A 23,432-nucleotide genomic window follows, 5' to 3' on the forward strand; every position below is an offset into this window, starting at 1 on the left:
TTTTCCGCTCCGTTTCCGGCGCTTCGTTCATCCAACTCGCTGGTGTCTTCTGCGGCTTGACGCCCCGTCCGACGTTTCAAACTCTAGCCGATCCCTGCTCCGAAAAGCGAATCGGCCGCAATCCAATAAAACGAGCACACCGAATAAGAACCAAGCCGCGACAAGACGCGACCCAGCCCGAACCGGGAAGTGGTGTTTCGAAAGGATTGGCTACCGCGGGACCGTCCGCGCAAAATGCGTGTCCGGTGCTCCCTGCCAGGCAGCTCGAAGAACACTAGACCTCGGGGAAGGCCGAGTCAAGCTCCGGTTCCGCCCCGGCGACGCTCTCTTCCTCCGCCTTCTCCTCCGCCTCCTCCGCCGGCAGGTGGAAGGCCAGGACGGCGACGTCGTCGTCGTGCTCGGAGGTCACGCCCATCGCCCGCAGGAGGCGGGCGCAGATCACCTCGGGGGCCCCGACCGCGCCGGTGAGGGTGCGGGCGAGGAGGTCGAGGCCCTGGTCGATGTCCTCGTCGCGGCGTTCGACCAGGCCGTCCGTATAGAGGACGCCGGTGGTCCCGGGCAGCAGACGCAGGGTGTGCGAGACGTGGAGGCCGTCGCCGGTGCCGAGCGGAGGGCCGTTCTGCTCCTCGCTGCGCAGGACCGTCCCGTCGGGGCAGCGCAGCAGCATGGGGAGGTGTCCGGCGGAGGCGTAGGAGAGGGTGCGGCGCTGCGGGTCCCAGACGGCGTACGTGCAGGTGGCGATCTGGTTGGCGTCGATCTCCATGGCGAGGCCGTCGAGCAGGCGCATCACCTCGTGCGGGGGCAGGTCGAGCCGGGCGTAGGCGCGGACGGCGGTGCGCAGCTGGCCCATGACGGCGGCGGCGCGCAGGCCGCGCCCCATCACGTCGCCGATGACCAGGGCGGTCCGGCCGCCGTCGATGGCGATGACGTCGTACCAGTCGCCGCCGACGGCGGCCTCGGCGCCGCCGGGCTGGTAGGTGGCGGCGACCCTCAGGTCGGCCGGCTGGTCGAGCTTCTGCGGGAGGAGGCTGCGCTGGAGGGTGACGGCGGCCTCGCGCTGGCGGCGTTCGGCTTCGCGGAGCCGGGCGGCGGCGAGGACCTGGTCGGTGACCTCGGCGGCGAAGATCAGGACGCCGGCGGGCGGTCCCTCGGCGAGGGTGTCCCCGGTGTCGCCGGGGCCGCCGGGGCCGAGCGGGACGCAGGAGACGTTGTAGTAGCGGTTGCCGGTGAGGCCGAGGATGCAGCGGGCCTTGACGCTGCGCGGGCGGCCGCCGCGGATGACCTGGTCCATCAGGGCCAGGACGCCCATGGTGCCGAGTTCGGGGAGGGCTTCTCCGGCGGGCAGGCCGGTGGTGCGGTCGCCGAAGAGTTCGCGGTAGGCGCGGTTCGCGTAGCCGAGCTGGTGGAGCGGGCCGTAGGTGACGGCCACCGGGGCGGGGATCCGGTTGAGGACCTCGCGCAGGTTCTGGGGTTTGTGCAGGTCGAGGAGTTCGGCGGCGGTGGCCAGGTTGGTGGGGTCGCGGGGGCCGGGGACGACGACGCCGTCGGCGGAGGGCGCGCCCTCGTCGGTGCCGGCCCCGGTTGGCGGGGCGGCACGCCAAGGGACTCCGGTGAGCCGGGCGCTCCAGCGCATGAGGTTCAAACGACGGCCGCTTCCTCGATTTCCAGGCATATCATCACTTTTTGTGTGCACATCAGCACACGGGGTAATGACTAGGTTGGGCTGATCCTGTCAGGCAAGGGCCCGATTCCGGAAGTCGCCCGCCCGGCGTGGCCGCCCGTTCCGCCCCGGCACGGGGCACCGGGGCGCTCACCGCGGGGCGTCCGGACCGCCGTCGGGCCGCGGCCCGGACCCGGCCTCGAACTCCGGACGCGGATGCTCCGCCGCCCCCAGCGAGACCACCTCGCGGGAGAACAGCCCGCCCAGCACCCAGTCCATCAGCACCCGCACCCGGCGCTCCGCGCTCGGCAGGCGCCGCAGGTGCCGGGCCCGGTGCAGCCACCAGGCCCGCCGCCCGGTGATCCGGCGGCCGCGCCGGGTGTGGGCGACGGCCCGGCGCAGGCCCAGCGAGGTCGAGCAGGCGGCGTGGCCCGGCCGGTACTCGGCGAGGCCGGGGGCGTGCGGTCCGGCGTCCAGGGCGACCGCGATGTTCCGGGCGAGCAGCTCGGCCTGGGCGAAGGCGTGCTGGGCGTTGGGCGCGCAGGGCGCCCCGTCCGCGTCGGGGTCCGGCACGGCGGCGCAGTCCCCGGCCGCCCAGACGCCGGGCAGAGCGCGCCCGTCCGGGCCGACGGCTTGCAGGGTGGCGAGGCAGCGGACCCGGCCGAGGGTGTCCAGCGGCAGGTCGGTGTCGCGCAGCAGCGGGGCCGGCCTCACCCCGGCCGTCCAGACCAGGGTGCGGGCACCGAAGCGGCTGCCGTCGGACAGGGCGACGACCCGGTCCGCGGCGGACGCCAGGGTGGTGCGCAACCGGATGTCGACGCCGCGTTCGCGGAGCTGGCCGAGGGTGTGCTCGGCCAGCTCCGGCGACTCCTCGGCGAGGATCCGGTCGGTGGCCTCGACCAGGACCCAGCGCAGGTCCTCGGGGCGGACGTTGTGGTAGCCGCGCACCGCGGTCCGGGCCATGTCCTCCAGTTCGGCGAGCGCGCCGACGCCCGCGTACCCGGCGCCGACGAAGACGAAGGTGAGCGCGGCCTGGCGCAGGGCCGGGTCGCGGGTGGCGGAGGCGAGGTCGAGCTGTTCCAGGACGTGGTTGCGCAGACCCACGGCCTCGCCGACGGTGGAGAAGCCGCGGCCGTGTTCGGCCAGACCGGGCACCGGCGCCGTCCGGGAGACCGAGCCGGGCGCCACCACCAGGACGTCGTAGGGGAGTTCGATCGGTGCGGCGGCCTCTCCGGGGCCCGCGGCGTCGGCGAAGGCGCGGCGGGCGGCGTGTTCGATCCGGGTGATCCGGGCGGTCAGCACCCGGCAGTCCGGCAGGGCCCGGCGGAGCGGGACGACCACGTGCCGGGGGTCGATCGAGCCAGCCGCGACCTCGGCCAGCAGCGGGTGGTAGGTGAAGTAGGCCTGGGGCTCGACGACGGTGATCTCGACCTCGCCGCGTCGCAGGCGTTCCCGCAGGCCGCGCTGGAGGTGCAGCGCGGTGGCCATCCCGGCACAGCCTCCGCCGGCGATCAGGATTCTGATGGTGCACCTCCTGCCGATTGGCGCTTCCTCCCGGCCCCGCGGCCGGGGGTGTCCCCCCTCGCGCCCCCCTATGAAGGACCGGCAGGGGCGGTCTTGTCCACAGTCCGTACCGCGCCGGATGTGACGGGAGTCGACGGGTGGGGCCAGTTGTGCTGCCCGGGCGACTTTCTGACGGACTTTCGGCCGCGAACGGGCGTGAACTATGGTCGGATTGTGTGCCGGAGCGGTTACCGCCATGACAATCGGCGGCGACGCACCGTGGAGCGGCCACTACGGCCAGTTCCAGCGTTGGCTCGAGAACCCGACTGCGGGACAGTCATCCGGGGAAGGGTAGTTCCCGGACAAGGCCCCGGACGGTGCCGACGCGCCGAGCCGGACGCGAGCCGGCCCGGAGGCACGAACCGTGGTCACGAAACGGGACGGGCGGCAACGAGCGATGGGTCATCAGGTCATTTCTGACGGGCTGAGCTGCACCGGGGGGTGCAGGGGCGGGCGACGACAGGGTCCGGGTTCGGGCGCCTGCGGGGGAGAGTTGGGATGATGGAGCAGGAGCAGGTGTTGGGGCGAACGGGAGCACCGCACGCCGGCCAGGGCATGGTGCCGGAACAGCGCGGCCCGGTGGACCTGCCGCCGGAGGTCGGGGCCGCCTATCCGGGCGTCCCCTACCGGGTGGAGCCGCCACCGGTCGTCGTGCACGTCCCCGGGGCCCGACTACGGGTGGACGCCCGGCGGAATCTGGAGAGCGTGCTGCGGGCCGCCCGCGAGGTGTTCGGCGAGTTCGGCTACGGCGCGCCGATGGAGGAGGTCGCGCGCCGGGCCGGGGTCGGCGTCGGGACGGTCTACCGGCGCTTCCCGAGCAAGGAGGTGCTGGTCCAGCGGATCGCCGCCGAGGAGGTGGCCTGGCTGACCGCGCAGGCGCGGGAGTCGCTGTACGGCGGCGGCGGGGCCTGGGAGTCGCTGGCCGGCTACCTGGCGCGGGCGGTCGGCACCGGCGCCGGGCGGCTGCTGCCGCCGGAGGCGTTCCGGTACGCGGAGGAACTGGGCCGGGTGCCGGAGCAGCGGGTGCCCGAGCCGGCCGCCGTCCGGTTCGACCTGCGCGGCGACGACGCGCAGAACGGTGCGGCCGTCGAGCCGTCGGCGGCCGACGCCGATCCCCGGCTGCTGCTGCAGCTGCTGGCCGCCCTGGTCGCCAGGGCCGGCGCGGCCGGCGAACTGCGGCCGGGCGTCACGGTGTCGGACGTCGTGCTGGTGCTGACCGCCTCGGTGCCGGTGCACGCGGCCCGCACCACGCCGACCACGGCCGGTTTCTCGGCCGGGGTCCAGCAGGCGGAGGGGCAGCCGACGGCCGGCCCCTCGGAGCGGCTGCTGGAGATCCTGCTGGACGGCCTGCGGGCACGCTGACGCGCCACCGCGGGCGCGGCCGCCGCAGCTGGCGGGGACGGGAGTTGGACGGGAGACCGGCGCGCGGACCAGTCACGCGCGCCGGGTGCGGGCGGTGCACAACCACCCGCCCTGTGCTGGCCGAACACATCCGCGACGGCTCCTCGGAAGAGTGGGTCCCGGCCGGTCCGGCTACCGCCCATCTCTGCGCTATGCCATCCTTTGCCCGTGGTTGGAGCCAATGTCCCGATGCGCGCCCTTCGCGCGCCCTCGGCGCCGTACAGCGCGGAACCGTGCGCCCACGCGCTCCCGCGCGCCCTGCCACACTGCGGGGGCTGTCGTGGAATCTGGGGTCCGTTGTGAGCGCCGAGGAACAGAACGACTACGGGTACGGCCTCGACTTCGGCCCGTCCGGAGGCTTGACCGGGGGACTGGCCGACGGCTCGTCCGGCAGTACGTCCAGTACGCCCGAAGGCCCCGCCACGGCCTCCGGCGGCCCGGCCCAAGTACCCGGCGCCGCACCGGGTTCGGCCACCGGCCCGACCGCCGGACACGTGCCCGACCAGGCGGGCATGCCCAGCCGCGAGTCCCTCTCCGCCTCCGCCGCCGCGCTGCCCCCCGGGCGGGTGCCCGGCCAGGCCCCGGCCGGCCGCGGCGGCGTCGCCCCCGAGGCGTTCGTCGGCGCCGGCCGCCCCGCCCGCCCCACCGTGCCCGCCCCCGCCGACCCGGTCGACGGCGAGCGCCCGGCCTCCGACGCCGAGTTGACCGCCCGGGTCCGGGCCGGCGACGACACCGCGTACGAGGAGATCTACCGCCGGCACGCCGACTCGGTGCGCCGCTACGCCCGCACCTGCTGCCGGGACAGCTTCACCGCCGAGGACCTCGCCGGCGAGGTCTTCGCCCGCACCCTGCAAGCCCTGAGGGCGGGCAAGGGCCCGGAGTTCGCCGTCCGCGCCTACCTGCTGACCGCCGTCCGCAACGTCGCCGCCGCCTGGACCCGCAGCGAGCGGCGCGAGCAACTCGTCGACGACTTCAGCGTGTTCGCCCAGACCTCGGCCGCCGTCGTCGACCTCGACCTGGCCGACCCCGGCGCCGATGCCTGGGCAATGGCCATGGCCGACCAGCGCATGGTCATGCAGGCCTACGCCGAACTGCCCGAGGACGACCGGATGGTGCTCTGGCACACCGAGGTCGAACGGGAGTCACCGAAGACCGTCGCCGTGATGCTCGGCAAGACCGCCAACGCCACCGCCGTCCAGGCCCACCGGGCCCGCGACCGGCTCGCCGCCGCTTTCCTCCAGGCGCACGTCTCCGGCAGCCAGGACCGCACCTGCGAGGCGTACGCCAACCGGCTCGGCGCGTACGCGCGCGGATCGCTGCGCAAGCGCGCCTCGGCGGAGGTCGGACGGCACCTCCAGGAGTGCGACCGCTGCACGGCCGCCTGCCTCGAACTCACCGAGATCAACACCGGCCTGCGCGCGCTGCTGCCCGGCGGCGTGCTCGTCTGGATCGGGGTCGGCGGGTTCAGCGCCGCCGCGGCGGCCGTCGGCGGGGTCGCCGCGGTCGGCGGTGCGGCTGCGGGCACCGCGGCGGCCACCTCCGGAACCGCGGGTGCGGGTGCAGTTGGCGGAGCGGGTGCTGCCTCCGGCGGAGGCGGGGCCGGCGCCGGCGCCGCGGCCGGCGAGGGCCTGGGCACCGCCGCCAAGGCCGGGATCGCCGCCGCCGTCGCGGTGGCCGCGGCCGCCGTCGCCGCGTACGCGCTCACCGGCTCACCCGAGCCCAAGCCCCCCACGGCCGCGCCCCCCGCCGCCGGCGCCCCCGCCACCCCCCGGCCGCAGGCCCCCGCACCCACACCGCCCGCGCCCGCCGACCCGGCGCCCAGCAGCGCCGCGGCCGCCCCGGCACCGTCCGAGCCGAGCCCGAACCCGAGCCCGAGCGCGACGCCGGTCACCCGGTCGACGCCTGCCCCGACAGCCGCCCCGGCAGCCGCCCCGACCACGACGAAGGCCGCGTCGCCGGTCACGCCGAGCTCGACGACGCCCAAGCGGACCCCCACGCCGCCGGCCCCGGCCGTCCCCGTCGTGCCGACGCCCAGCGTGCCGCCGCTGCCCACGCCCGAGCCGCCGGTCGTCCCCGTCGTCCCCACGCCCACCGTGCCGCCGCTGCCCACCCCGACGGTCACCCCGCCCTCGCCGCCCGCGCCCGCCGACTTCTGGGCCGACTCACTGCCCGTGGTCAAGCCCGGCAACAACCGGGTGCCGCCGCCCGGCCCCAGCATCCGGCAGAAGGGCAGCGACTGGTTCTGGCAGCACGACAGCGCCTGGATCGGCGGCGAACGCCACGGGCACGCCATCACCGTGCGCGCCCCGGCGACCACCCTGATCGACCTCAACCGCAGCTGCACGTCCTTCGACGCGGTCGCCGGGGTCGACGACGCCACGCTCTCGCCGGGCGGCGTGGTCTTCTCCGTCCAGGGCGGCGACGGCAGCACCCTGTGGCGCTCCTCCCCGCTCGCCGCTGGGGACGACGCGGCACCGGTGCACGTGTCGCTGGCCGGGCAGAAGTCGATCCGGCTGGTGGTCACCCCGGTGCACGGGATCTGGTCGGCGCTCAACGTGGCGGACTGGGCCGAGGCCCGCTTCAGGTGTTCCTAAAACGGGCCTCGGCGGGGGCTGTGCGGGGTGGGGCTGTGCGGGGTCAGATCGCGCAGGAGCCGTCCGCGCAGGCCTCCCCCGCCGGGGCGACCTGCACCGGCGCCGGGCGGGTCTCGCCGATCTCGGCGGCGACCTGCTCCAGCACCTTGCGGAAGGTCTCTTCGTCCTGGCCGCCCTGCACCGCCCACTTGCCCTCGAACACGAAGGTCGGCACGGCGGTGATGCCCAGCTCCCGGGCCTCGGCCAGCTGCGCGCTCACCTCGGTGGCGCCCTCGTCGCCCGCCAGGTAGGCGGTGACCCGCGCCCGGTCCAGGCCGGCCGCCACCGCGACGTCGGTCAGCGCGGCGCGGTCGCCGACGTCGACGCCGTCGGTGAAGTGCGCCTTCAGCAGCTCCTCCTTCAGCCGACCCTGGACGGCCGCGCCGTACTCGGTCTCGGCGAGGTGCAGCAGGCGGTGGCCCAGGAAGGTGTTGGCGTGCAGCGCGGCGTCGAAGTCGTACGTGATGCCCTCGGCGCGGCCCAGCTCGGCCACCCGCGCGTCCATCGCCACCGACTGCGGGCCGTAGCGCTCGGCCAGCCACGCGCGGTGCGGGCTCGCCGTCGCCGGCGCGTCCGGGACCAGCTGGTACGGCCGGTAGACCACCTCGACGCCCTCCTTGCCGGCGAAGCCCTCCAGGGCCTGCTCGAAGCGGCGCTTACCGATGTAGCACCACGGGCAGGCGATGTCGGACCAGATCTCGACCTTCATGAGGGGACTCCAGGGGTGGGGCGGGGACGGGTGTCGGGATAGGTGAACGATGAACCATCTCGGTACATTCCCGGCACCCCGGTCAGCCTCCCTGGTCAGCGCCCCGAGCCGGGCTGGTCAGCGCACCGGCCCCGCCCCGGGTCAGCCCTCCGCAGGCGCCGGGACCACCAGCACCGGGCAGGCCGCGTGGTGCACCGCCGCCGAACTCACCGAACCCAGCAGCAGCCGCGCGAACCCCCCGTTCCCCCGCGTGCCGAGCACCAGCGTGTGCTGCCGGGTCGAGGCCTCCAGCAGCACCTCGATCACGTTCCCCAGCACCACGTGCAGCGACATCTCCCCCGCGTACGGCCGGGAACGCTGCCCCTGCACGGCCACCACCGCCCGGCGCAGCCCGTCCGCCATGCTCTCCACCAACGTCTCGACGCTCTCCTGCACCAGCTCCGCCATCCCCGGCGGATAGCCGGCCGGCGCCGGGTTCACCACGGCCAGCACGTACAGCGGCAGCCCGAACAGCTCCGCCTCGGTCATCGCCCGGTCCAACGCCCACAGCGACCCGTCCGACCCGTCGCATGCGGCCAGCACCCCCGGCGGGCGCCCCGTCGGCGGCCGCCCCAGCACCGACAGCACGACGGGAACGGACTGCTCCGGGCTCACGCTGGCCACCACGGCTCTCCTCACCGACGGACTCGTTGCCCGCCATCATCACCTGCTCCGGCTCCCGGACCCCGCCGCCCGGCCGGGCGCGGCGGGCGCGGCGCGGGGGCGTGGGGCGCGCGGCGCGCCCGGCGGGGTCAGGAGGGACGGACGGGGCTGAGGGCCAGGGGTTGGGCCAGGGGAAGGCCGGTCCAGCAGGCGCCGTGGCGGCGGGCGCGGATGCGGCGGAGCCAGAGTTCGGTGGAGACCAGGTCGGCGAGGCCCGCCAGGGCGGCCGGGGAGAGGGGGGTGACGGGGTCGGCGAGGCCGGCGCGGACGGCGGGGAGGTCGATGAGGCCGGCTTCGGCGAGGAGGGGTGCGTCGAAGAGTTCGGCGAGGCCGTCGGCGGCGAGGCGCAGGCCGGCCCGGGCGGGGGCGGTGCGGTCGGGGCGGGGGCCGCGGCCCCAGTCGGGGGGCAGGTCGGTGCGGCCGGCGCCGGTGAGGACGGCGTGCAGGAGGGCGTGCCGGGCACCGGGCTGGAGGCGGACGTCGTCCGGGAGCAGGCGGGCGGCGCGGACCACCTGGTTGTCGAGGAACGGCGCGTGCAGCCGCTGGCCGGGCTGTTCGGCGGCGTGGACGAGGGTGCGGTAGGAGCGCGCGTGCCGGTAGAGGGCGTGCCGGGCGCGGTGTGCGCCTGGGCGTTCGTCGGGCGCCGGTCTGCGCGCCGCCAGTCGCAGCCGGAGGGCGACGGAGGAGAGCGCCTCGTCGGACAGCCAGCGGGCGGCCGGGCCGGGGACGCACCAGGCGAGGTCGCCGGCCGAACGGTCGCCCGCCGTGCGGCCGTTGCCCGGAAGATGGCGGGCCGTCAGCTTGGCGGCGGCGTCGTCCAGCGCCTCGGCGTACCGGACCCGGGAGAGCCGGTGGGCGGCCCGGACCACGGTGAGCGGGGTGCGCAGCGCGCCGGCCAGGACGCCGACGACGGCCCGGTCGGCACCGGCCAGCGCGGCGACCGGGGGCAGCAGTTCGCGCGGGCGGCCGGCCCGGATGAGGTCGGCGAGCCGGGCCGGGTGGCCGTCGAGGACCTGGCGGGCGCCGTAGCCGGTGAGGTGGTCGGTGCCGCCGACGTCGAAGCGGGCCTCGGCGCGGGCGGCGGCGACGAGTTCGGGCCCGGGCTCGTCGGTGAGCCGGCCGGGCGGTGCGTCGGCGTGCAGTCCGGCGTACGGGAGGGTGTCGGGGCCGGGGTGGAGCACGGTGTGCCGCAGCCGGGGGGTGTCGGGGGCGAGCGCGAGGGTGGTCGGGGGTTCGGTCTCGCCGAGCGTGACGGCGGCCAACTGTTCCGGGGCGGAGGGTTCTTGGGCGGCGACGCGGGTCCAGGAGCCCTTGACCGCGCCGTTCCTGGCCCCGGCGCGGACGGCCGGCAGGCGCTCCGGGCCCGTGCTCGCGGGCACCGGCGGCAGCGGTACGGCGGCGGCGAGCAGGGCGACGGTGGCGGAGGCGGTGCCGTAGGAGAGGTCGACACCGAGCCGGGCGCGGCCGGCCGAACCCGGCACGGTGGCGGGCGCGGTGGTGCGGACCCGGGAGCGGACGGACTCCAGCAGCGCGCGGGTGAGTTCGCGGACGGCGGGCGCCTCGTCGCGCGGCTGCTCCCGGACGGCGGGGTCGTCGTAGGCGGAGAGGTAGGGGTGGCCGCCGCGGATGGCGAGCACGTGGCCGGGGGGCACCCGCTGGACGCCCAGGTACGGGGTGCCGGTGCCGAGCGCCTCGGGCGATTCGGGGCAGGCGAGCCGGGCGGCGAGGTGGCCGGTGTCCAGCGGGGCGCCGACCAGGTCGGCGAGCGGGAGGGCGGCGGTGGCGTACGCGGTGCCGCCGGCCCAGGGGGTGTGGAAGACCGGCTGGGCGCCGGCCAGGTCGGTGAGCAGCAGGGTGGAGCGGGTGCCGGTGCGCAGGACGGCGGTGTAGCTGCCGGGCCAGGCGGTGAGGTGGCGGACGGCGCCGCCGCGGGCGGCGGCGAGGCCGGCGGCGAGTTCCGCGTCGGTGGCGCCGCAGTGGCCGAGGACGGCGAGGCGCAGGGTGGCGGGGGTGTCCTCGACGGGGTCGGGGGCGGTGGGGCCGGTGGTGACCGTGGCGGGGGCGCCGGGGCGGAGGGTGGCGAGGCGGATCTCCTCGGGGCGCCAGTCCCCGACGGCCCAGAGCGGGTTGGGTCCGGTCCACAGGGGGCGCGCGGCGATCGGTGCGACCGTACCGAGTGCCTCGTGCGCCGGTGCGCCCGCCCGGGGCGCGCCCGTGCTCCAGCCCGTCAGCCACCGCATCGCGCCTCCACCGGACGAGGACCTGCACCCGTACGGCGCGTCCGCCGCCGGGCGGCTCCTCGCCGGTCCGCGGTGTGCCGTGACGGCGGCCCCGGGTACCGGCGCGCCGTCAGGAGACATCGTGCCACCGGTTGGCGCTCCCGTGGCCCGTGTTGCCGGTTCCGGTTCCGCCGGTGACCCCGGCGCGGGGTGGTTCCGGCCCCGGCGGCGATCCCGGTGCGGGCAGCGGGTGTTGACGTGTTCGCGTGGTCCGCAGGGCGGGCCGGGCCTTCCCCTCCCCGGCCCGGACCGCCCGCCGCGCCGCCTTTGACATGGGCATCGCGAGATGGCCGAAAGGCGTCGCCCAGCCCGGGAGGGCATCCGCATGCCCTCCCGGACTCAGCCACCACCCGCGGGGATTGAGGCGGCGGCGTCCCCCGGCCCGCCGGGTCCTCGACGGCGGGCCGACCCACGACCACCAGCGAATCGCCGACCAGCCGGTCGAGCCAGGGGGCACGGCCGGGCGCACGTGAACACAGGACCGGAGCACGACGCTCCGGCGCGCGGCACCCCCGGCCCGATCCGAGTGGTCCGGACCAACCCCGGCGAGGAGCCGGCGCCGCACCGCCGGGTGCACGATCCCGCCATCCGGAATGCGGCCTCTTAACCGTCGGAACGCGTCCGACTACTCTAGGTACAGCAGCTACGGCCCGGTGCCGCCCGGGCCCCGCGCACAAGGCCGCAGGAGGTGCCGCCGCCACCATGACCGTCAGCCCACGAGGACCGAACGAACGGCTCGGCACGCTCCTGACCCTCGCCCAGATCAGCAACGCCGGACTGGCCCGCCGGGTCAACGACCTGGGCGCCCAGCGCGGGCTGACCCTGCGGTACGACAAGACCTCGGTGGCCCGCTGGGTCAGCAAGGGCATGGTCCCGCAGGGGCCCGTCCCGCACCTGATCGCCACCGCGATCGGCGGCAAGCTCGGCCGCCCGGTGCCGCTGGAGGAGATCGGCCTCGGCGACACCGACCCGGCCCCCGAACTCGGCCTGGCCTTCCCGCGCGACGTCGCCGAGGCGGTCCGCTCCGCCACCGACCTGTGGCGGGTCGACCTCGACCTGCGCCGCGGCCCCGGCGGCGGCCGCTGGAGCGACAGCCTGGCCGGCACCTTCTCGGTCGCCGCCTACGCGACGCCGGTGTCCCGCTGGCTGATCACCCCGGCGGACGGTTCGGTCGCCCGGGAGGCGCCGCGCGCGCCCAGCGAGGCGTCCTCCTACCGGGTCGGCCACTCGGACGCCGCCAAGCTCCGCGAGGCCGCCCAGGAGGCCCGCCGCTGGGACTCCAAGTACGGCGGCGGGGACTGGCGTTCGTCGATGGTGCCGGAGTGCCTGCGGGTGGAGGCGGCCCCGCTGCTGCTGGCCTCGTACAGCGACACCGTCGGCCGGGCGCTGTTCGGCGCGACCGCCGAACTGACCAGGCTGGCCGGGTGGATGGCCTTCGACACCGGGCAGCACGAGGCCGCCCAGCGCTACTACATCCAGGCCCTGCGGCTCGCCCGGGCCGCCGCCGACGTGCCGCTCGGCGGCTACGTGCTCGCCTCGATGAGCCTCCAGGCCGGCTACCGGGGCTTCGCCGAGGAGGCGGTGGACCTCGCCCAGGCCGCCCTGGAGCGCAACCGGGGTCTGGCCACCGCCCGGACGATGAGCTTCTTCCACCTGGTGGAGGCCCGGGCCCAGGCCAAGGCCCGCAACGCGGCGGCGTGCGCGACGGCGCTCGGCGCGGCGGAGAGCGCACTCGAACGGGCCCGCGCCGGGGATCCCGATCCGGCGTGGATCGACTTCTACGCCTACGACCGGCTCGCCGCCGACGCCGCCGAGTGCTTCCGCGACCTCGGAGTGCCCTCCAAGGTCCGCCAGTTCACCCGCGAGGCACTGGCCAAGCCCACCGAGGGCTTCGTCCGCTCGCACGGCCTGCGCCTGGTGGTCTCGGCGATGGCCGAGGCCGAGGCCGGCAACCTGGACGCCGCGGTCGCCGCCGGCGAGCGCGCCGTCGAGGTGGCCGGCCGGATCTCCTCCCAGCGCAGCCGGGAGTACGTGGTGGAGATGCTGCGCCGTCTGGAGCCCTTCCAGGGCGAGCGCCGCGTCCGGGAGCTGACCGAACGGGCCCGCGCGGTCCTGGTCGCCCCGGCGTGACCGGGGGCGTGCCCGGCGGTCGTTGAGGTGCACCGGCGAGAGGGGCCCGGGCACCCAGGCACGACACCGCCGCCCGGCGCTGGGCGCCCTCGACCGGTCCCGCCCGGCGTGGCAGCATCGGCGGCGGGGGAGCCGGGCGGACTGCGAGGAGCGGGCGGTGGCGTACGACTTCGACGTGCTGGTGGTGGGCGGCGGGATCGTCGGCCTCGCCACCGCGTACGCGCTGACCCGGGCCCGGCCGGGGCTGCGGCTCGCGGTGCTGGAGAAGGAGCCCGGCTTCGCCGCCCACCAGACCGGCCGCAACAGCGGGGTGATCCACAGCGGCGTCTACTACCGGCCGGGCTCGTACAAGGCCCGGTACGCGGTGGCGGGCGCCGCCGAGCTGGTGGCGTTCTGCCGCGAGCAGGGTGTCCCGTACGAGGTCACCGGCAAGCTGATCGTGGCCACGGGCCCGGAGGAGCTGCCCCGGCTGGCGGCGCTGGCCGAGCGCGGGCGGGCGAACGGCATCCCCGTCACCGAGGTGGACCGGGCCGGGATCGCCCGGTACGAGCCGCAGGTCACCGGGGTGGCGGGGCTGCACGTCGGTACGACCGGCGTCTGCGACTTCCCGGCCGTCGCCACCGCCTACGCCCGGCTGGCCCGGGAGGCGGGTGCGGAGCTCCGACTCGGCTGCGAGCTGCGGGCGGCGGCCCGGCGGGCGGACGGCGTGACGGTGCAGACCTCCACCGGGGAACTGCGCTGCCAGGTGCTGGTGAACTGCGCCGGGCTGCACAGCGACCGGATCGCCCGGCTGGCCGGGGACGAGCCCGGGGTGCGGATCGTGCCGTTCCGCGGCGAGTACTACGAACTGGCCGAAGGGCGACGGGACTTGGTGCGCGGCCTGGTCTACCCGGTGCCCGACCCGGCCTTCCCGTTCCTCGGCGTGCACCTCACCCGGGGCGTCCACGGGGACGTGCACGTCGGCCCGAACGCGGTGCCCGCGCTGGCCCGCGAGGGCTACGACTGGCGCACCGTGCGCCCGCGCGACCTGGCCGGGACGCTGGCCTTCCCCGGCACCTGGCAGATCGCCCGGCGGCACTGGCGGTACGAGGTGGGCGAGTTGCACCGCTCGCTGTCGAAGCGGGCGTTCACCGCCGCCGTGCGGCGGCTGCTGCCCGCCGTCGCCCCCGAGGACCTGGTGCCGGCCGGCGCCGGGGTCCGGGCCCAGGCCGTGGCCCGGGACGGCTCACTGCTGGACGACTTCGCCTTCGCCGGTTTCGACCCGGCCGACCCGCTCTCCCCGCGCCGCGCGGTGCACGTGCTGAACGCCCCCTCCCCCGCCGCCACGGCCTCGCTGCCGATCGGCCGCGAGGTGGCCCGCCGGGCGCTGGCGGCGCTGGAGGCCGGCGGATGAGCCCGGTCACAGCACCTTCGGGAGGGGCCCGGGGTCCCCGTAGACTCGGGGAATTGTGACTGCCACCGCCCCCATCCCCCAGCCCTCGCCGTCCGCCCGGTTGTCCGCCGCACCGGCCGGCTACCCCGCGCCGATGTACCCGCACAAGGCCACCGACGCCCAGCACCGCGAGCGGCGCATCCGCAGCTTCCAGCCGCGCCGGGGCCGGATGACCAACGCCCAGGCGGGCGCCCTGGACCGGGGCTGGGAGGCCTACGGCATACCGATCGACGGCAGCCCGCTCGACCTGCGGGAGCTGTTCGGCGAGCTGCCGGTCACCCTGGAGATCGGCTTCGGCATGGGCGAGACCACGGCCGCCATGGCCGCCGCCGACCCGACCGTAGGCATCCTCGCCGCCGACGTCCACACCCCCGGCCACGGCAACCTGCTCGGCCTGCTGGAGCGCGACGGCTCGCGGAACGTGCGGCCGGCCGCCGGCGACGCCGTGATCCTGCTGCGCGACATGCTGCCGGACGCCTCGCTGGCCGGCCTGCGGGTCTACTTCGCCGACCCGTGGCCCAAGCCCAAGCACCACAAGCGCCGGCTGGTCCAGCCGTCCTTCCTGGAGCTCGTGCTGCCCCGGCTCGCCCCCGGCGCCCTGGTGCACTGCGCGACCGACTGGGAGCCGTACGCGGAGCAGATGCTGGCCGTGCTGTCCGCCTCGCCGGAGCTGGAGAACCTGCACCCCGAGGGTGACGGCAGCGGCTGGCTGGAGCCCGCGGACCACCCGGACGGCAGCATCCCCGGCTACGCGCCGCGGCCGGACTGGCGCCCGGTCACCAAGTTCGAACGGGCCGGACTGGCCAAGGGGCACGTCGTCCACGACCTGCTGTTCCGCCGCCGCTGAGCCGCCGTCGGCCGTTCGAACAGGCCACCGCGCGCTGACCGGGGGGCCGTTCCCCGGACGGACGGTTCGTCCCGAGTCCTCCCGACGGGCGGGTGCGGTGGCCTACCCTGTGCCGCATGGGCAGCCCGGCCGGCGGCGGGTCCCGGGCCACCGTCCAGGCCGCCGCTGACGCACCGGAGACGGTCCCGCGCACCGGCGACACCCGGACCATCCCGGGGCCCCGGAGGCGCCGGGCCCACCGCCTCGTGCCCTGGGCCGGCGCCGCTTCACCGCCACCGCCACCGCCACCGGCCGGAGCCGCCGCACCGCCCCGGCACGGCCGCTCGGTGGCGGTCTCCTCCGTCACCGCCACCGCCGTACTGACCCTGGCCGGCTGCGGGGTGCTGATCCTGCACCTGGTCCAGCGCCAGACCGGCACCGTCGGCCTGCTGGTCGGCGTCGGCCTGGCGATGGTGCCGCTGCCGTTCGTGCTCGGCGCCCTGGCCTGGCTCAACCTGACCGCCCGGGTGCCGCTGCGGCACACCGTGTTCTGCCTCGGCTGGGGCGCCTGCGCGGCCACCACCGTCGCCATCGTGGCCAACAACTGGACCGCCAGCTACCTGACCTCGCACCAGGGCCCGCTCGGCGAACTGCTGGGCGCCGGCATCGCCACCCCGCTGATCGAGGAGACCGCCAAGGCCACCGCCCTGCTGGTGCTGCTGCTGCCGCTCGGCCAGCGGCTGCGCTGCCACGGCCGCCGCACCGGCCGCCCCTGCGCTCCGCTGCTGCACCGGCTGCCGGCCTCCCGGCTCCCCCGGACGTACGCCCGCCGCCCGGCCGTTCCGCACGCCCGGGGCCGGCTGCGGCTGCGCCCCTACCTGCGCCCGCTGCCGTACCTGCGCCCGGCCCCGCCCTCCGGCGGCGGCCCGCACCGCCGCTCCCGGCCCCGCACCCTGGCGGCCGGGGTGGTGCTCGGCGGCATGACCGCCTGCGGCTTCGCCTTCACCGAGAACGCCCTCTACCTGGGTCGGGCGTTCACCACCGACCAGCGGCAGCGGCTGGACAGCATCGGCCTCGGCGATCCGCCCAGCCTGCGCGACTTCGACGGCACCGTGCAGACCTTCGTGCTGCGCGCCCTGCTCTCCCCCTTCGCGCACCCGCTGTTCACCGCGCTCACCGGGATCGGCCTGGCCGTCGCCCTGACCACCGGTCGGCGCTGGCTGGCCCGGCTGGCCGCGCCGACCGGGCTGCTGCTGGCGATGGCGCTGCACGGCACCTGGAACGCCGCCGCCGACCTCGGCACGGACGGCTTCCTGGTGGTGTACGGGGCGCTGATGGTGCCCTGCTTCGCCGCGCTGGTCTGCTTCGCGGCCTGGGCCAGGTCCCGGGCTGCCCGGCACGCCGCCCGGCGCGACAGGCGCTCCGCCAGGGTGGTCTGAAGAACCGATTTCCCATCTCGGCGACTTCCCCGTATTGTTGTGTTTACCGACGCGGGGTGGAGCAGCTCGGTAGCTCGCTGGGCTCATAACCCAGAGGTCGCAGGTTCAAATCCTGTCCCCGCTACTCAGTAGCGACGAAAGGCCCGGAGGATTCGTCCTCCGGGCCTTTCGCGTTCCCCGGCACGGCGAAGGAACGTTCTGCCGCGAAGCCGCAACAGGACCTGGGCCCCCGTCAGCGGAGACCTCCCGAACGACGGCAGCCCGAACGACGGCGGCCCGGCCGTCGGCTGCCGGGCGGGCCACCGATAAATCCGTTGCCCTCCGGCCGGTGGGCTGCCTATCGTGGCGGCACACTGAAGGGAGGTGATCCTGAATTGAGTTCCATCAGGATGCGTGAGGTGGCTGCTCGCTAGAGCCGCCCCTGCCTGCGCGGGGTGAGGCCTGAGGCCTCCGGCAGGCGAAATCCATAGCAGTCACCCGGCCCGCAGGCCCACCGGCACATCCCCGGTGCCTCGGCGCCAGGCCAGTGCACGGGCCGGCGCGGAGGAGCAGCCTGCGGGCTGTCTGCGTTCTCCGCCGCCCCCCAGCGTCTTCCGCCGCTCTTGGTCGTCACCCGCGCCCTGTCCGGGGCGCCCGGGTCGTTCCCGCGGTGGGGCCGCGGCGCTAGAGTCGGCGCGGGTTCCGGAGCGGAGCGGCGCGGGCACAGGGGGTAGGCGATGGCGAAGGCGCGGCGGCGGAGCGGCACGACGGCCCTGCGGACGGCACGGTGGGCCGCGCCCGGGGCGCTGGCCGGGACGGGCCTGCTCGGGCTGCTGCTCTTCTCGCTCGGCCGGGAGCAGGCCTGGCAGGCTTTCGGCGGCGGGCTGGTGGTGGCCGGGGCCTCGACGGTGCTCGGCGGCGCGCTGGGCTTCCTGTTCGGAGTGCCCCGGGTGCGCAGCGGCAGCGGCGAACCGCAGGGCTCGTACGCCCCGAACACCAACCTGGAGCAGGTATCCGACTGGCTGACCAAGGTGCTGCTGGGCGTCGGGCTGACCCAGCTCGGCTCGCTCGGCGAGCGGCTGCACCAGCTCGGCACCGCACTGGCCCCCGCGCTGGGCGGGGAGGACGCCGCGGTGCCGTTCGCGGCGGCACTGGTGCTGTACTTCGTGGTCTTCGGCTTCCTGGCCGGCTGGCTCGTGACCAGGCTCGCGCTGCCGCAGGTACTGACCGACGCCGACCAGGCCCTGGACCTCTTCCTCGCCGGGCAGGACCGCGACCGGCGAGGCGACAAGGTGGGCGCCGACGACCTGCGGGTCCGGGCGATGCAGCAGCTCGGGCTGCTGGGGGGCAGCGCGGAGCAGTCGGCCGCGCTGGCCGCGCAGTTGCCGCCCGCCTCCTCGCCCTCGTCCGGGCCGGAGGGCGTGGTGGCCGAGGTCCGCTCGACTGCGCGCCGCTCGGCGCTGACCGCCGACCAGGTGCGGGCGCTGTACGCGGACGGCTCCGAGGGCCGCCGGATCCAGGCGCTCGCGCTGATGCAGGGCGACCCGTCGCTGGCCGACCTGCCGAGCCTGCTGGACGCGATCGAGCGCCCGCGCTCCGGCTTCGAGCAGTACCACGCGCTGCTGGCCGCCCGGGGGCTGCTCTCCCGGCTGCCCGGCGCCGAGGCGCAGCGGCTGCGGGACGCGGTGGCCGGGCAGCTGGTGCTGCCGGAGGGGATCCCGTACGGGTCGGACCGCAGCTGGCTGGCGGAGAAGATCCTGTCCCGGCTGGAGGCGACGGCCTTCGTCCCGACGCAGCCGGCCCCACCCGCCGAGCCTGCCCAACCTGCCCAACCGGGACAGCCGGGACAGCCGGGACAGCCGGGACAGTCGGCCCCACCCGCTCAGCCCGTCCAACCCGTCCAGTCGGCTCCGTCGGCGGGCGACCACAGCTAGCTGCTGAACTCCTTGACGGTGAAGCGCAGTTCGGGCTGCTCCCAGGGCGTCTTGACCTGCGGCGGGCGGGTGCCCGTGCGCTCGGCGCCCATCTGGAGGTAGAAGCCCTCGGCGGGCGGGTGGGACACCACCTTGACCGAGGCGATCCCGGCCGCCCGGGCGCGCTCCAGCATGTCCGCGATCAGCTTCCGCCCGATGCCGAGCCCCTGGGCCTCGTCGGCGACGAACATGAGGTCCAGTTCGGCCGGTTCGCGGATCAGGCCGTAGAAGCCGAGCAGTCGGCCGGTAGTCGGGTCCGAGGCCAGGAACACCTCGTGCCGGGCGACGTACTCGGGGGTGACCCGGTAGCCGTCGATCATCGCCGCGTAGTCGCCGCGGTAGGCGGTGGAGGCCTGGATCAGCTCAGTGAGCCGGTCGGCGTCGGCCGCCCCGGCGCGCCTGATGGTCGTCTCGCTCATGCGGGCGAGTATAGGGGTGCTAACCAGGAGAGACCATTACTTTTCGGCGGCGGACCGGCGGCGGTGGTCGGCGGCCCGCAGGACCAGGACGCGGCGGGTCCGGCCGTCCGCGGCGCGCGGGAAGCGGCGGATCTCGCTGGCGACGCGGCGCTCGCCGAGCGCGTACCGCAGCGGGTCGAGGTGGGCGCAGCGGAGGCCGTGGCCGTCGTGCAGCGGCTGGACGCGGACCTCGCCGTCCGGGGAGGTCACCCGGACGAGTTCCACCAGGGCGGCCAACTGCCGCTCGGGGCCGAACAGTTCGGGGTAGGCGAAGAGCAGGTAGCCGCTCAGGGTGAGCGCGAAGGCGCCGTCCGCGAACGGCAGTCGGGGCAGCGCGGCGGCCACGTACTGCTGCGGGTGCGCGGCCGAGTCGGCGGCGAACAGGCGGCGGGCGCGGTCCCAGCTGCGCAGGTAGCGGTCCGGTCGGCAGGAGCGCGGCGACGGGTACAGGTGCGGGCGGGCGGCCATCGCGGTGGCCATCGACGCACGGGCCGCCAGCGCGTGGGCCGCGACCTCGGGTGCGGGGAGCGCGTACGCCGGGTCGGCGGCGATCACCCGGCAGCCGAGCCGGCGCGCCTCGGCGGCCAGGCCGGCCGCGCCGCCCGGGCAGTCCAGCACCGGGCCCGGCAGCGCGGCGAGTTGGGCCCGGGTGAGGTCGAACAGGTCGCAGTACTCGTCCAGCGGGCGGGAGGTGACCAGGATGTCCCGGCCCAGGGCGCCCGGGTCGGCGGGGGTGTGTGCGGCGGCCACCCGGCCATCCGAACACGGGCCGGCCCCGTCCGCATCCGGAGCACGTCCGGGGCGCGGGCGGGGCCGGGAAGGCGGGCGGGACCGGGGAGGCGGGCGGGGTTCAGCGGCCGAGCAGGCCCTGGGCGGCGGCCCGGTTCACGTTGGTCAGGCCGCGGACCAGCTGGGCGGTGAGGATGATGAGCAGCACCCCGACCAGCGAGAAGCCGGCGATCTGCCAGGCCCCCTCGACGTAGTAGACGTGCTGGACGTTGTCGCTGTCGTAGAAGTCGAAGAGCCGGTACCCGCGCCACGGGGTGAAGGCCGGGAAGACCCACTGGTAGAGCGGGTACAGCGCCATCGCCCAGCCGAGCAGCAGGAACACCAGCGACAGGGCGAAGCTGAGGACCGCCCACGGGAACATCACCACCTGGTAGAACGCGGCCTTCCACCCGGCCGGGTCCGCCAGCCGCGCGGTGATCGCCCCCCAGGTGCCCGGGCGGGTCTGGCGCACCGGCGCCGGGGCGGGCACGTCCAGGGCCAGCATGCCGCGCACCCGGGCCCGCTCCATCCGGCCCATGCCGCGGGCGACGGTGGTCAGGAGGGCGAGCACGGGCAGGCCGAGGACGGTGACGAAGGTGCCGACCCCCATGCAGAACAGGATGATCGAGACGGAGAAGCCGATGACCGACAGCGGCAGGCCGGTGAGCGTGTAGCCGATCTCGCGGTAGTAGTGCTTGGAGAACGGCGCCCGCCAGACGGCCGGCGGCTCCTCGGTCCGGTGGGCCCGAGCGGGACGCGGGTCGTCGCCGTAACCACCGAGGACGTCCCACTCGCGGTCCTGCGTGCTTCGGCTGATGCTCATGTCCCGGCCCCGGTCCCTCGTTCTCGGCTGCTGATGGCATCAGTCTGGTCGAACGGCGGGCCGGGGAGGATCCGGAGGCCTGGCGGATCGGGGGTGGGGTTAACCCCCCGGGCCTGACCCGGCAGGCCTGCCCCGGGTCCGTGCCGAATGTCCGCGCCGGACGTCCACTCCGGATGTCCGCGCCGAAAGGTCAGCCGGCCGCGCCGGTCCACTCGTCGGCGAGCAGCGAGTACAGGTACGAGTCGGACCAGGCGCCGCCCTTGTACAGGTCGTGCCGGACCCGCCCCTCCAGCTGGAACCCGAGCCGGAGGAGCACCTTGGCGGAGGCGGCGTTGTCCACGTCGACCCGGGCCGCCAGCCGGTGCACGCCGAGGGCCTCGAAGGAGAGCTCGCAGAGCAGGCCGGCGATCTCGCCCGCGTAGCCGCGGCCCCAGACGTCGCGGCCCAGCACGTAGCCGAGGTGGGCGGAGCGGTGCTTGCCGAGGGTGAGGGAGGCGTGGGCGATCGGCGTGGCGTCCACCGGGTCCTCGGCGTCGTCGCGCCGGGTGACGGCCAGCCGGTAGGTGTCCCGCTCCGGCGCCATCGCCTCCTCCAGGTAGAGCTCGATCTGGTCGGCGCAGGTTTCGCGGTCGCGCGGCTCGAAGGGGAGGTAGCGGGTGACCTCCGGGTCGCCGAACAGCCCGTGCAGCGCGTCCACGTCGCCGGGGGTGTGGTGATACTCGCGGATGGCCAGCCGGGGGCCGGTGAGTCGTACGGGGACCATGGCAGCCGACCCTACTCCCGGCCAGCGGTTACCGTTCGAGCTATGAACGACGAAGACCTGCGGCTCGCCCCGCGCACCAGGGCCGCCGACCTGCTCGCCTGGGCGGCGGAAGAGGACCGCACCCCGGTGGCCGAAGCGCCGCTGCGCGCGGTGCTGGCCCTGCTGGAGCTGGGCGAGGGCAGGATGCACGACGGCTGGCCCGAACTGACCTCGAACGCGGTGGAGCACCTGCTGTACGAGCGGCTCTACCTGTACGTCCAACCCGAACCGGAGGCGGACCCGTTCGCGTACGGCGCCGCCGTCCGGCTGCTGACCGACCACCAGCGGGCCGCCAAGCGGCTCAACGCCAAGCGCCAGGAGCGGCTGCACGCCGAGGCCGAGTGGCAGGGCGAGGTCGCGGCCGGGCTGCTGCGCCGCGCCGACCTGGTGACCTGGCCCCGGCTGTACGCGCTGCTGCTGCACGCGTACGGGGCGGACGTCACGGATCCGGAGGCGGTGCGGGAGTGGCTGACCGGCTTCCGGGAGCTGGCGCAGGAGGAGCGGCTGGCCAGGTTCGCCGCACTGGCGCAGACCGGCTGGCTGGACGAGGTGGACGAGCAGGGCTGGAGCCCGACCCGGGTGATCTCGGTCGGCATGGCCACCGACGGCGCGCGCCGGCTGCTGGAGCAGGGCCTGATGCGGCGCAGCTACCGCAACCTGACCGAGCTGACCGCGCTGGGGCGGCCGATGCCGGACGAACTGGCCGGGGACTTCGGGGCGTTCGAGGAGGCGGCGGTGGAGGCCGCGCTCGACCTGTACGGGGAGTGGACGGTGCCCGGGCTGCCGCGACTGCTGGTGGAGGAGTTCCCGGACCTCGCGCCGGAGCCGGGGCAGGAGGAGATCGACGCGTACCTGGCGGAGCTGGCGCAGGAGGAGTTCGACGCCCGCCTGGAGGAGCTGGCGGGATCGGCAGTCCCGGCGGACCAGGCAGACCCGACGGACCCGGCGCAGGAGTGACGCGGCGAAGCCCCAGCCGCGGTGCCTTCTGGTTCCGGCGGCCGGGGCTTCGCGGGTGCGTCAGGGGTTGAGGCCGCGCTGCTGGAACCAGGTCTCCGGGTCGACGGGGGCGCCGCCACCGGGGCGGACCTCCACGTGCAGGTGCGCGCCGGTGACGTTGCCGGTGGCGCCGACCTTGCCGATCTGCTGGCCGGAGCCGACCTTGCCGGAGCCCTTGATGATCGAGGAGAGGTGGCAGTACCAGATCTCGGTGCCGTCGGGCAGGGTCTCGACGATCCGGTAGCCGTACGAGCCGGACCAGCCGGCCGAGGTGATGGTGCCCTGACCGACCGCGTAGACGGGGGTGCCGGTGTCGGCGGCGAAGTCCAGGCCGGTGTGCAGGTGAGCCCAGTAGCGGGCGCTCTGGCCGTAGTGGGCGGTGAGGTGGTAGTCGCGCACCGGCAGGGTGAGGGCGGCGGCCTTGGCCCGCTCGGCCTCCTCGGCGGCCCGCTTGGCCTCGGCCTCCTTGGCGGCGGCCTTGGCCTCCGCCTCCTTCGCGGCCTGGACGCGGGCGTCCTCCTCGGCGGCGGTGCGCTGGCTGTCGGCCTGCAGCTGGATGCGGGCGGCGAGCGCGAGGCCGGGGTCGGCGGAGAGGGCGACCGGGGTCTCGTCCGGGGTCTCGATGGCGGGGGCGGCGGCCGGGGTGGCGGAGGCGAAGCCGGTGGCGCCCAGGGTGGCGGCGACGGCGGTGACGCCGAGCAGCGGGGAGGTCCCACGGACCTGACGCGGCATCCGGTGCCGGTTGGTCTCGGCCTCCGGGCCCGCGTACTCGGGGCCGTCCGGGCCGGGGTGGTCGAGGAGCCGGGTACCTGCTGCGAGGCCGGCCGGGTGTGCCGGGGTGTGCGTCGACGCCACGGAG

The 23,432-nt window shown here is 75.9% G+C and carries 18 protein-coding genes and 1 tRNA gene; 9 read left to right on the forward strand and 10 right to left on the reverse strand.

The features are described from left to right. Positions 1-274 precede the first annotated feature (274 nt). Both ACFV61_RS17430 and ACFV61_RS17435 read right to left on the reverse strand, forming a co-directional pair. Positions 275-1,633 carry a PP2C family protein-serine/threonine phosphatase gene (locus ACFV61_RS17430; RefSeq protein WP_380492508.1) on the reverse strand — a complete coding sequence of 453 codons (1,359 nt, stop codon included), beginning with the start codon at positions 1,631-1,633 and terminating at the stop codon, positions 275-277. Positions 1,634-1,810: 177 nt separating this feature from the next. Next, complete coding sequence (locus ACFV61_RS17435) at positions 1,811-3,148, reverse strand: NAD(P)/FAD-dependent oxidoreductase (RefSeq protein ID WP_380380867.1); 1,338 nt, start codon at positions 3,146-3,148, stop codon at positions 1,811-1,813. 576 nt (positions 3,149-3,724) lie between these two features. On the opposite strand from ACFV61_RS17435, the gene ACFV61_RS17440 reads away from it, so the two are divergent. Continuing rightward, positions 3,725-4,585: a TetR/AcrR family transcriptional regulator gene (locus tag ACFV61_RS17440; RefSeq protein ID WP_380492475.1), complete on the forward strand. Its 861-nt coding sequence runs from the start codon at positions 3,725-3,727 to the stop codon at positions 4,583-4,585. A 338-nt stretch (positions 4,586-4,923) separates the two neighbouring features. After that, on the forward strand, positions 4,924-7,218 hold the full coding sequence (locus tag ACFV61_RS17445) for a sigma-70 family RNA polymerase sigma factor (RefSeq protein WP_380492477.1): 2,295 nt from the start codon (positions 4,924-4,926) through the stop codon (positions 7,216-7,218). A gap of 43 nt (positions 7,219-7,261) precedes the next feature. Here the strand turns inward: ACFV61_RS17445 and ACFV61_RS17450 are convergent, their stop codons facing one another. The 3 genes from ACFV61_RS17450 to ACFV61_RS17460 form a co-directional block, all read right to left on the reverse strand. After that, positions 7,262-7,966 carry a DsbA family oxidoreductase gene (locus ACFV61_RS17450; RefSeq protein ID WP_079135703.1) on the reverse strand — a complete coding sequence of 235 codons (705 nt, stop codon included), beginning with the start codon at positions 7,964-7,966 and terminating at the stop codon, positions 7,262-7,264. Between the two features lie 141 nt (positions 7,967-8,107). Next, positions 8,108-8,629, reverse strand: a complete 522-nt coding sequence (locus ACFV61_RS17455; RefSeq protein ID WP_159398461.1) for a universal stress protein — start codon at positions 8,627-8,629, stop codon at positions 8,108-8,110. A 128-nt stretch (positions 8,630-8,757) separates the two neighbouring features. Beyond that, positions 8,758-10,908, reverse strand: a complete 2,151-nt coding sequence (locus ACFV61_RS17460; protein ID WP_380492479.1) for an asparagine synthase-related protein — start codon at positions 10,906-10,908, stop codon at positions 8,758-8,760. Positions 10,909-11,649: 741 nt separating this feature from the next. On the opposite strand from ACFV61_RS17460, the gene ACFV61_RS17465 reads away from it, so the two are divergent. The 6 genes from ACFV61_RS17465 to ACFV61_RS17490 all read left to right on the forward strand — a co-directional run bounded on the left by ACFV61_RS17465 (position 11,650) and on the right by ACFV61_RS17490 (position 18,687). Continuing rightward, complete coding sequence (locus tag ACFV61_RS17465) at positions 11,650-13,077, forward strand: hypothetical protein (protein WP_063348294.1); 1,428 nt, start codon at positions 11,650-11,652, stop codon at positions 13,075-13,077. A 157-nt stretch (positions 13,078-13,234) separates the two neighbouring features. Continuing rightward, positions 13,235-14,470 (forward strand): L-2-hydroxyglutarate oxidase, encoded by a 1,236-nt coding sequence (gene lhgO / locus ACFV61_RS17470; RefSeq protein ID WP_380492481.1) that lies wholly within the window; start codon positions 13,235-13,237, stop codon positions 14,468-14,470. A 55-nt stretch (positions 14,471-14,525) separates the two neighbouring features. After that, positions 14,526-15,356, forward strand: a complete 831-nt coding sequence (trmB, locus tag ACFV61_RS17475; protein WP_350880506.1) for a tRNA (guanosine(46)-N7)-methyltransferase TrmB — start codon at positions 14,526-14,528, stop codon at positions 15,354-15,356. 116 nt (positions 15,357-15,472) lie between these two features. Continuing rightward, on the forward strand, positions 15,473-16,774 hold the full coding sequence (locus ACFV61_RS17480) for a PrsW family intramembrane metalloprotease (protein WP_380492484.1): 1,302 nt from the start codon (positions 15,473-15,475) through the stop codon (positions 16,772-16,774). A 50-nt stretch (positions 16,775-16,824) separates the two neighbouring features. Continuing rightward, positions 16,825-16,898: transfer RNA gene (locus ACFV61_RS17485), tRNA-Met, on the forward strand. Positions 16,899-17,490: 592 nt separating this feature from the next. Continuing rightward, on the forward strand, positions 17,491-18,687 hold the full coding sequence (locus tag ACFV61_RS17490) for a hypothetical protein (protein ID WP_380492486.1): 1,197 nt from the start codon (positions 17,491-17,493) through the stop codon (positions 18,685-18,687). Here the strand turns inward: ACFV61_RS17490 and ACFV61_RS17495 are convergent. The 4 genes from ACFV61_RS17495 to ACFV61_RS17510 all read right to left on the reverse strand — a co-directional run bounded on the left by ACFV61_RS17495 (position 18,684) and on the right by ACFV61_RS17510 (position 21,538). Continuing rightward, the gene (locus tag ACFV61_RS17495) at positions 18,684-19,145 is read right to left on the reverse strand and encodes a GNAT family N-acetyltransferase (protein ID WP_380492488.1); all 462 of its coding nucleotides are present in this window, start codon (positions 19,143-19,145) and stop codon (positions 18,684-18,686) included. The two genes, ACFV61_RS17490 and ACFV61_RS17495, sit on opposite strands and share 4 nt — an antisense overlap. A 36-nt stretch (positions 19,146-19,181) precedes the next feature. Beyond that, positions 19,182-19,934: a hypothetical protein gene (locus tag ACFV61_RS17500; protein ID WP_380492490.1), complete on the reverse strand. Its 753-nt coding sequence runs from the start codon at positions 19,932-19,934 to the stop codon at positions 19,182-19,184. Between the two features lie 100 nt (positions 19,935-20,034). Then, a complete protein-coding gene (locus tag ACFV61_RS17505) occupies positions 20,035-20,775 on the reverse strand; it encodes a sensor domain-containing protein (protein ID WP_380335510.1) in 741 nt (246 codons plus the stop codon). Positions 20,776-20,965: 190 nt separating this feature from the next. After that, complete coding sequence (locus ACFV61_RS17510; RefSeq protein ID WP_380428069.1) at positions 20,966-21,538, reverse strand: GNAT family N-acetyltransferase; 573 nt, start codon at positions 21,536-21,538, stop codon at positions 20,966-20,968. 42 nt (positions 21,539-21,580) lie between these two features. Here ACFV61_RS17510 and ACFV61_RS17515 point away from each other — a divergent pair, with 42 nt between their 5' ends. Beyond that, the gene (locus ACFV61_RS17515; RefSeq protein ID WP_380492492.1) at positions 21,581-22,534 is read left to right on the forward strand and encodes a hypothetical protein; all 954 of its coding nucleotides are present in this window, start codon (positions 21,581-21,583) and stop codon (positions 22,532-22,534) included. Positions 22,535-22,594: 60 nt separating this feature from the next. Here the strand turns inward: ACFV61_RS17515 and ACFV61_RS17520 are convergent, their stop codons facing one another. Continuing rightward, the gene (locus ACFV61_RS17520) at positions 22,595-23,428 is read right to left on the reverse strand and encodes a M23 family metallopeptidase (protein WP_380492494.1); all 834 of its coding nucleotides are present in this window, start codon (positions 23,426-23,428) and stop codon (positions 22,595-22,597) included. Positions 23,429-23,432 lie beyond the last annotated feature (4 nt).

Origin of the sequence: Kitasatospora sp. NPDC059817 (assembly GCF_042731835.1) — a bacterium.
In the GTDB taxonomy this organism is placed as follows: domain Bacteria; phylum Actinomycetota; class Actinomycetes; order Streptomycetales; family Streptomycetaceae; genus Kitasatospora.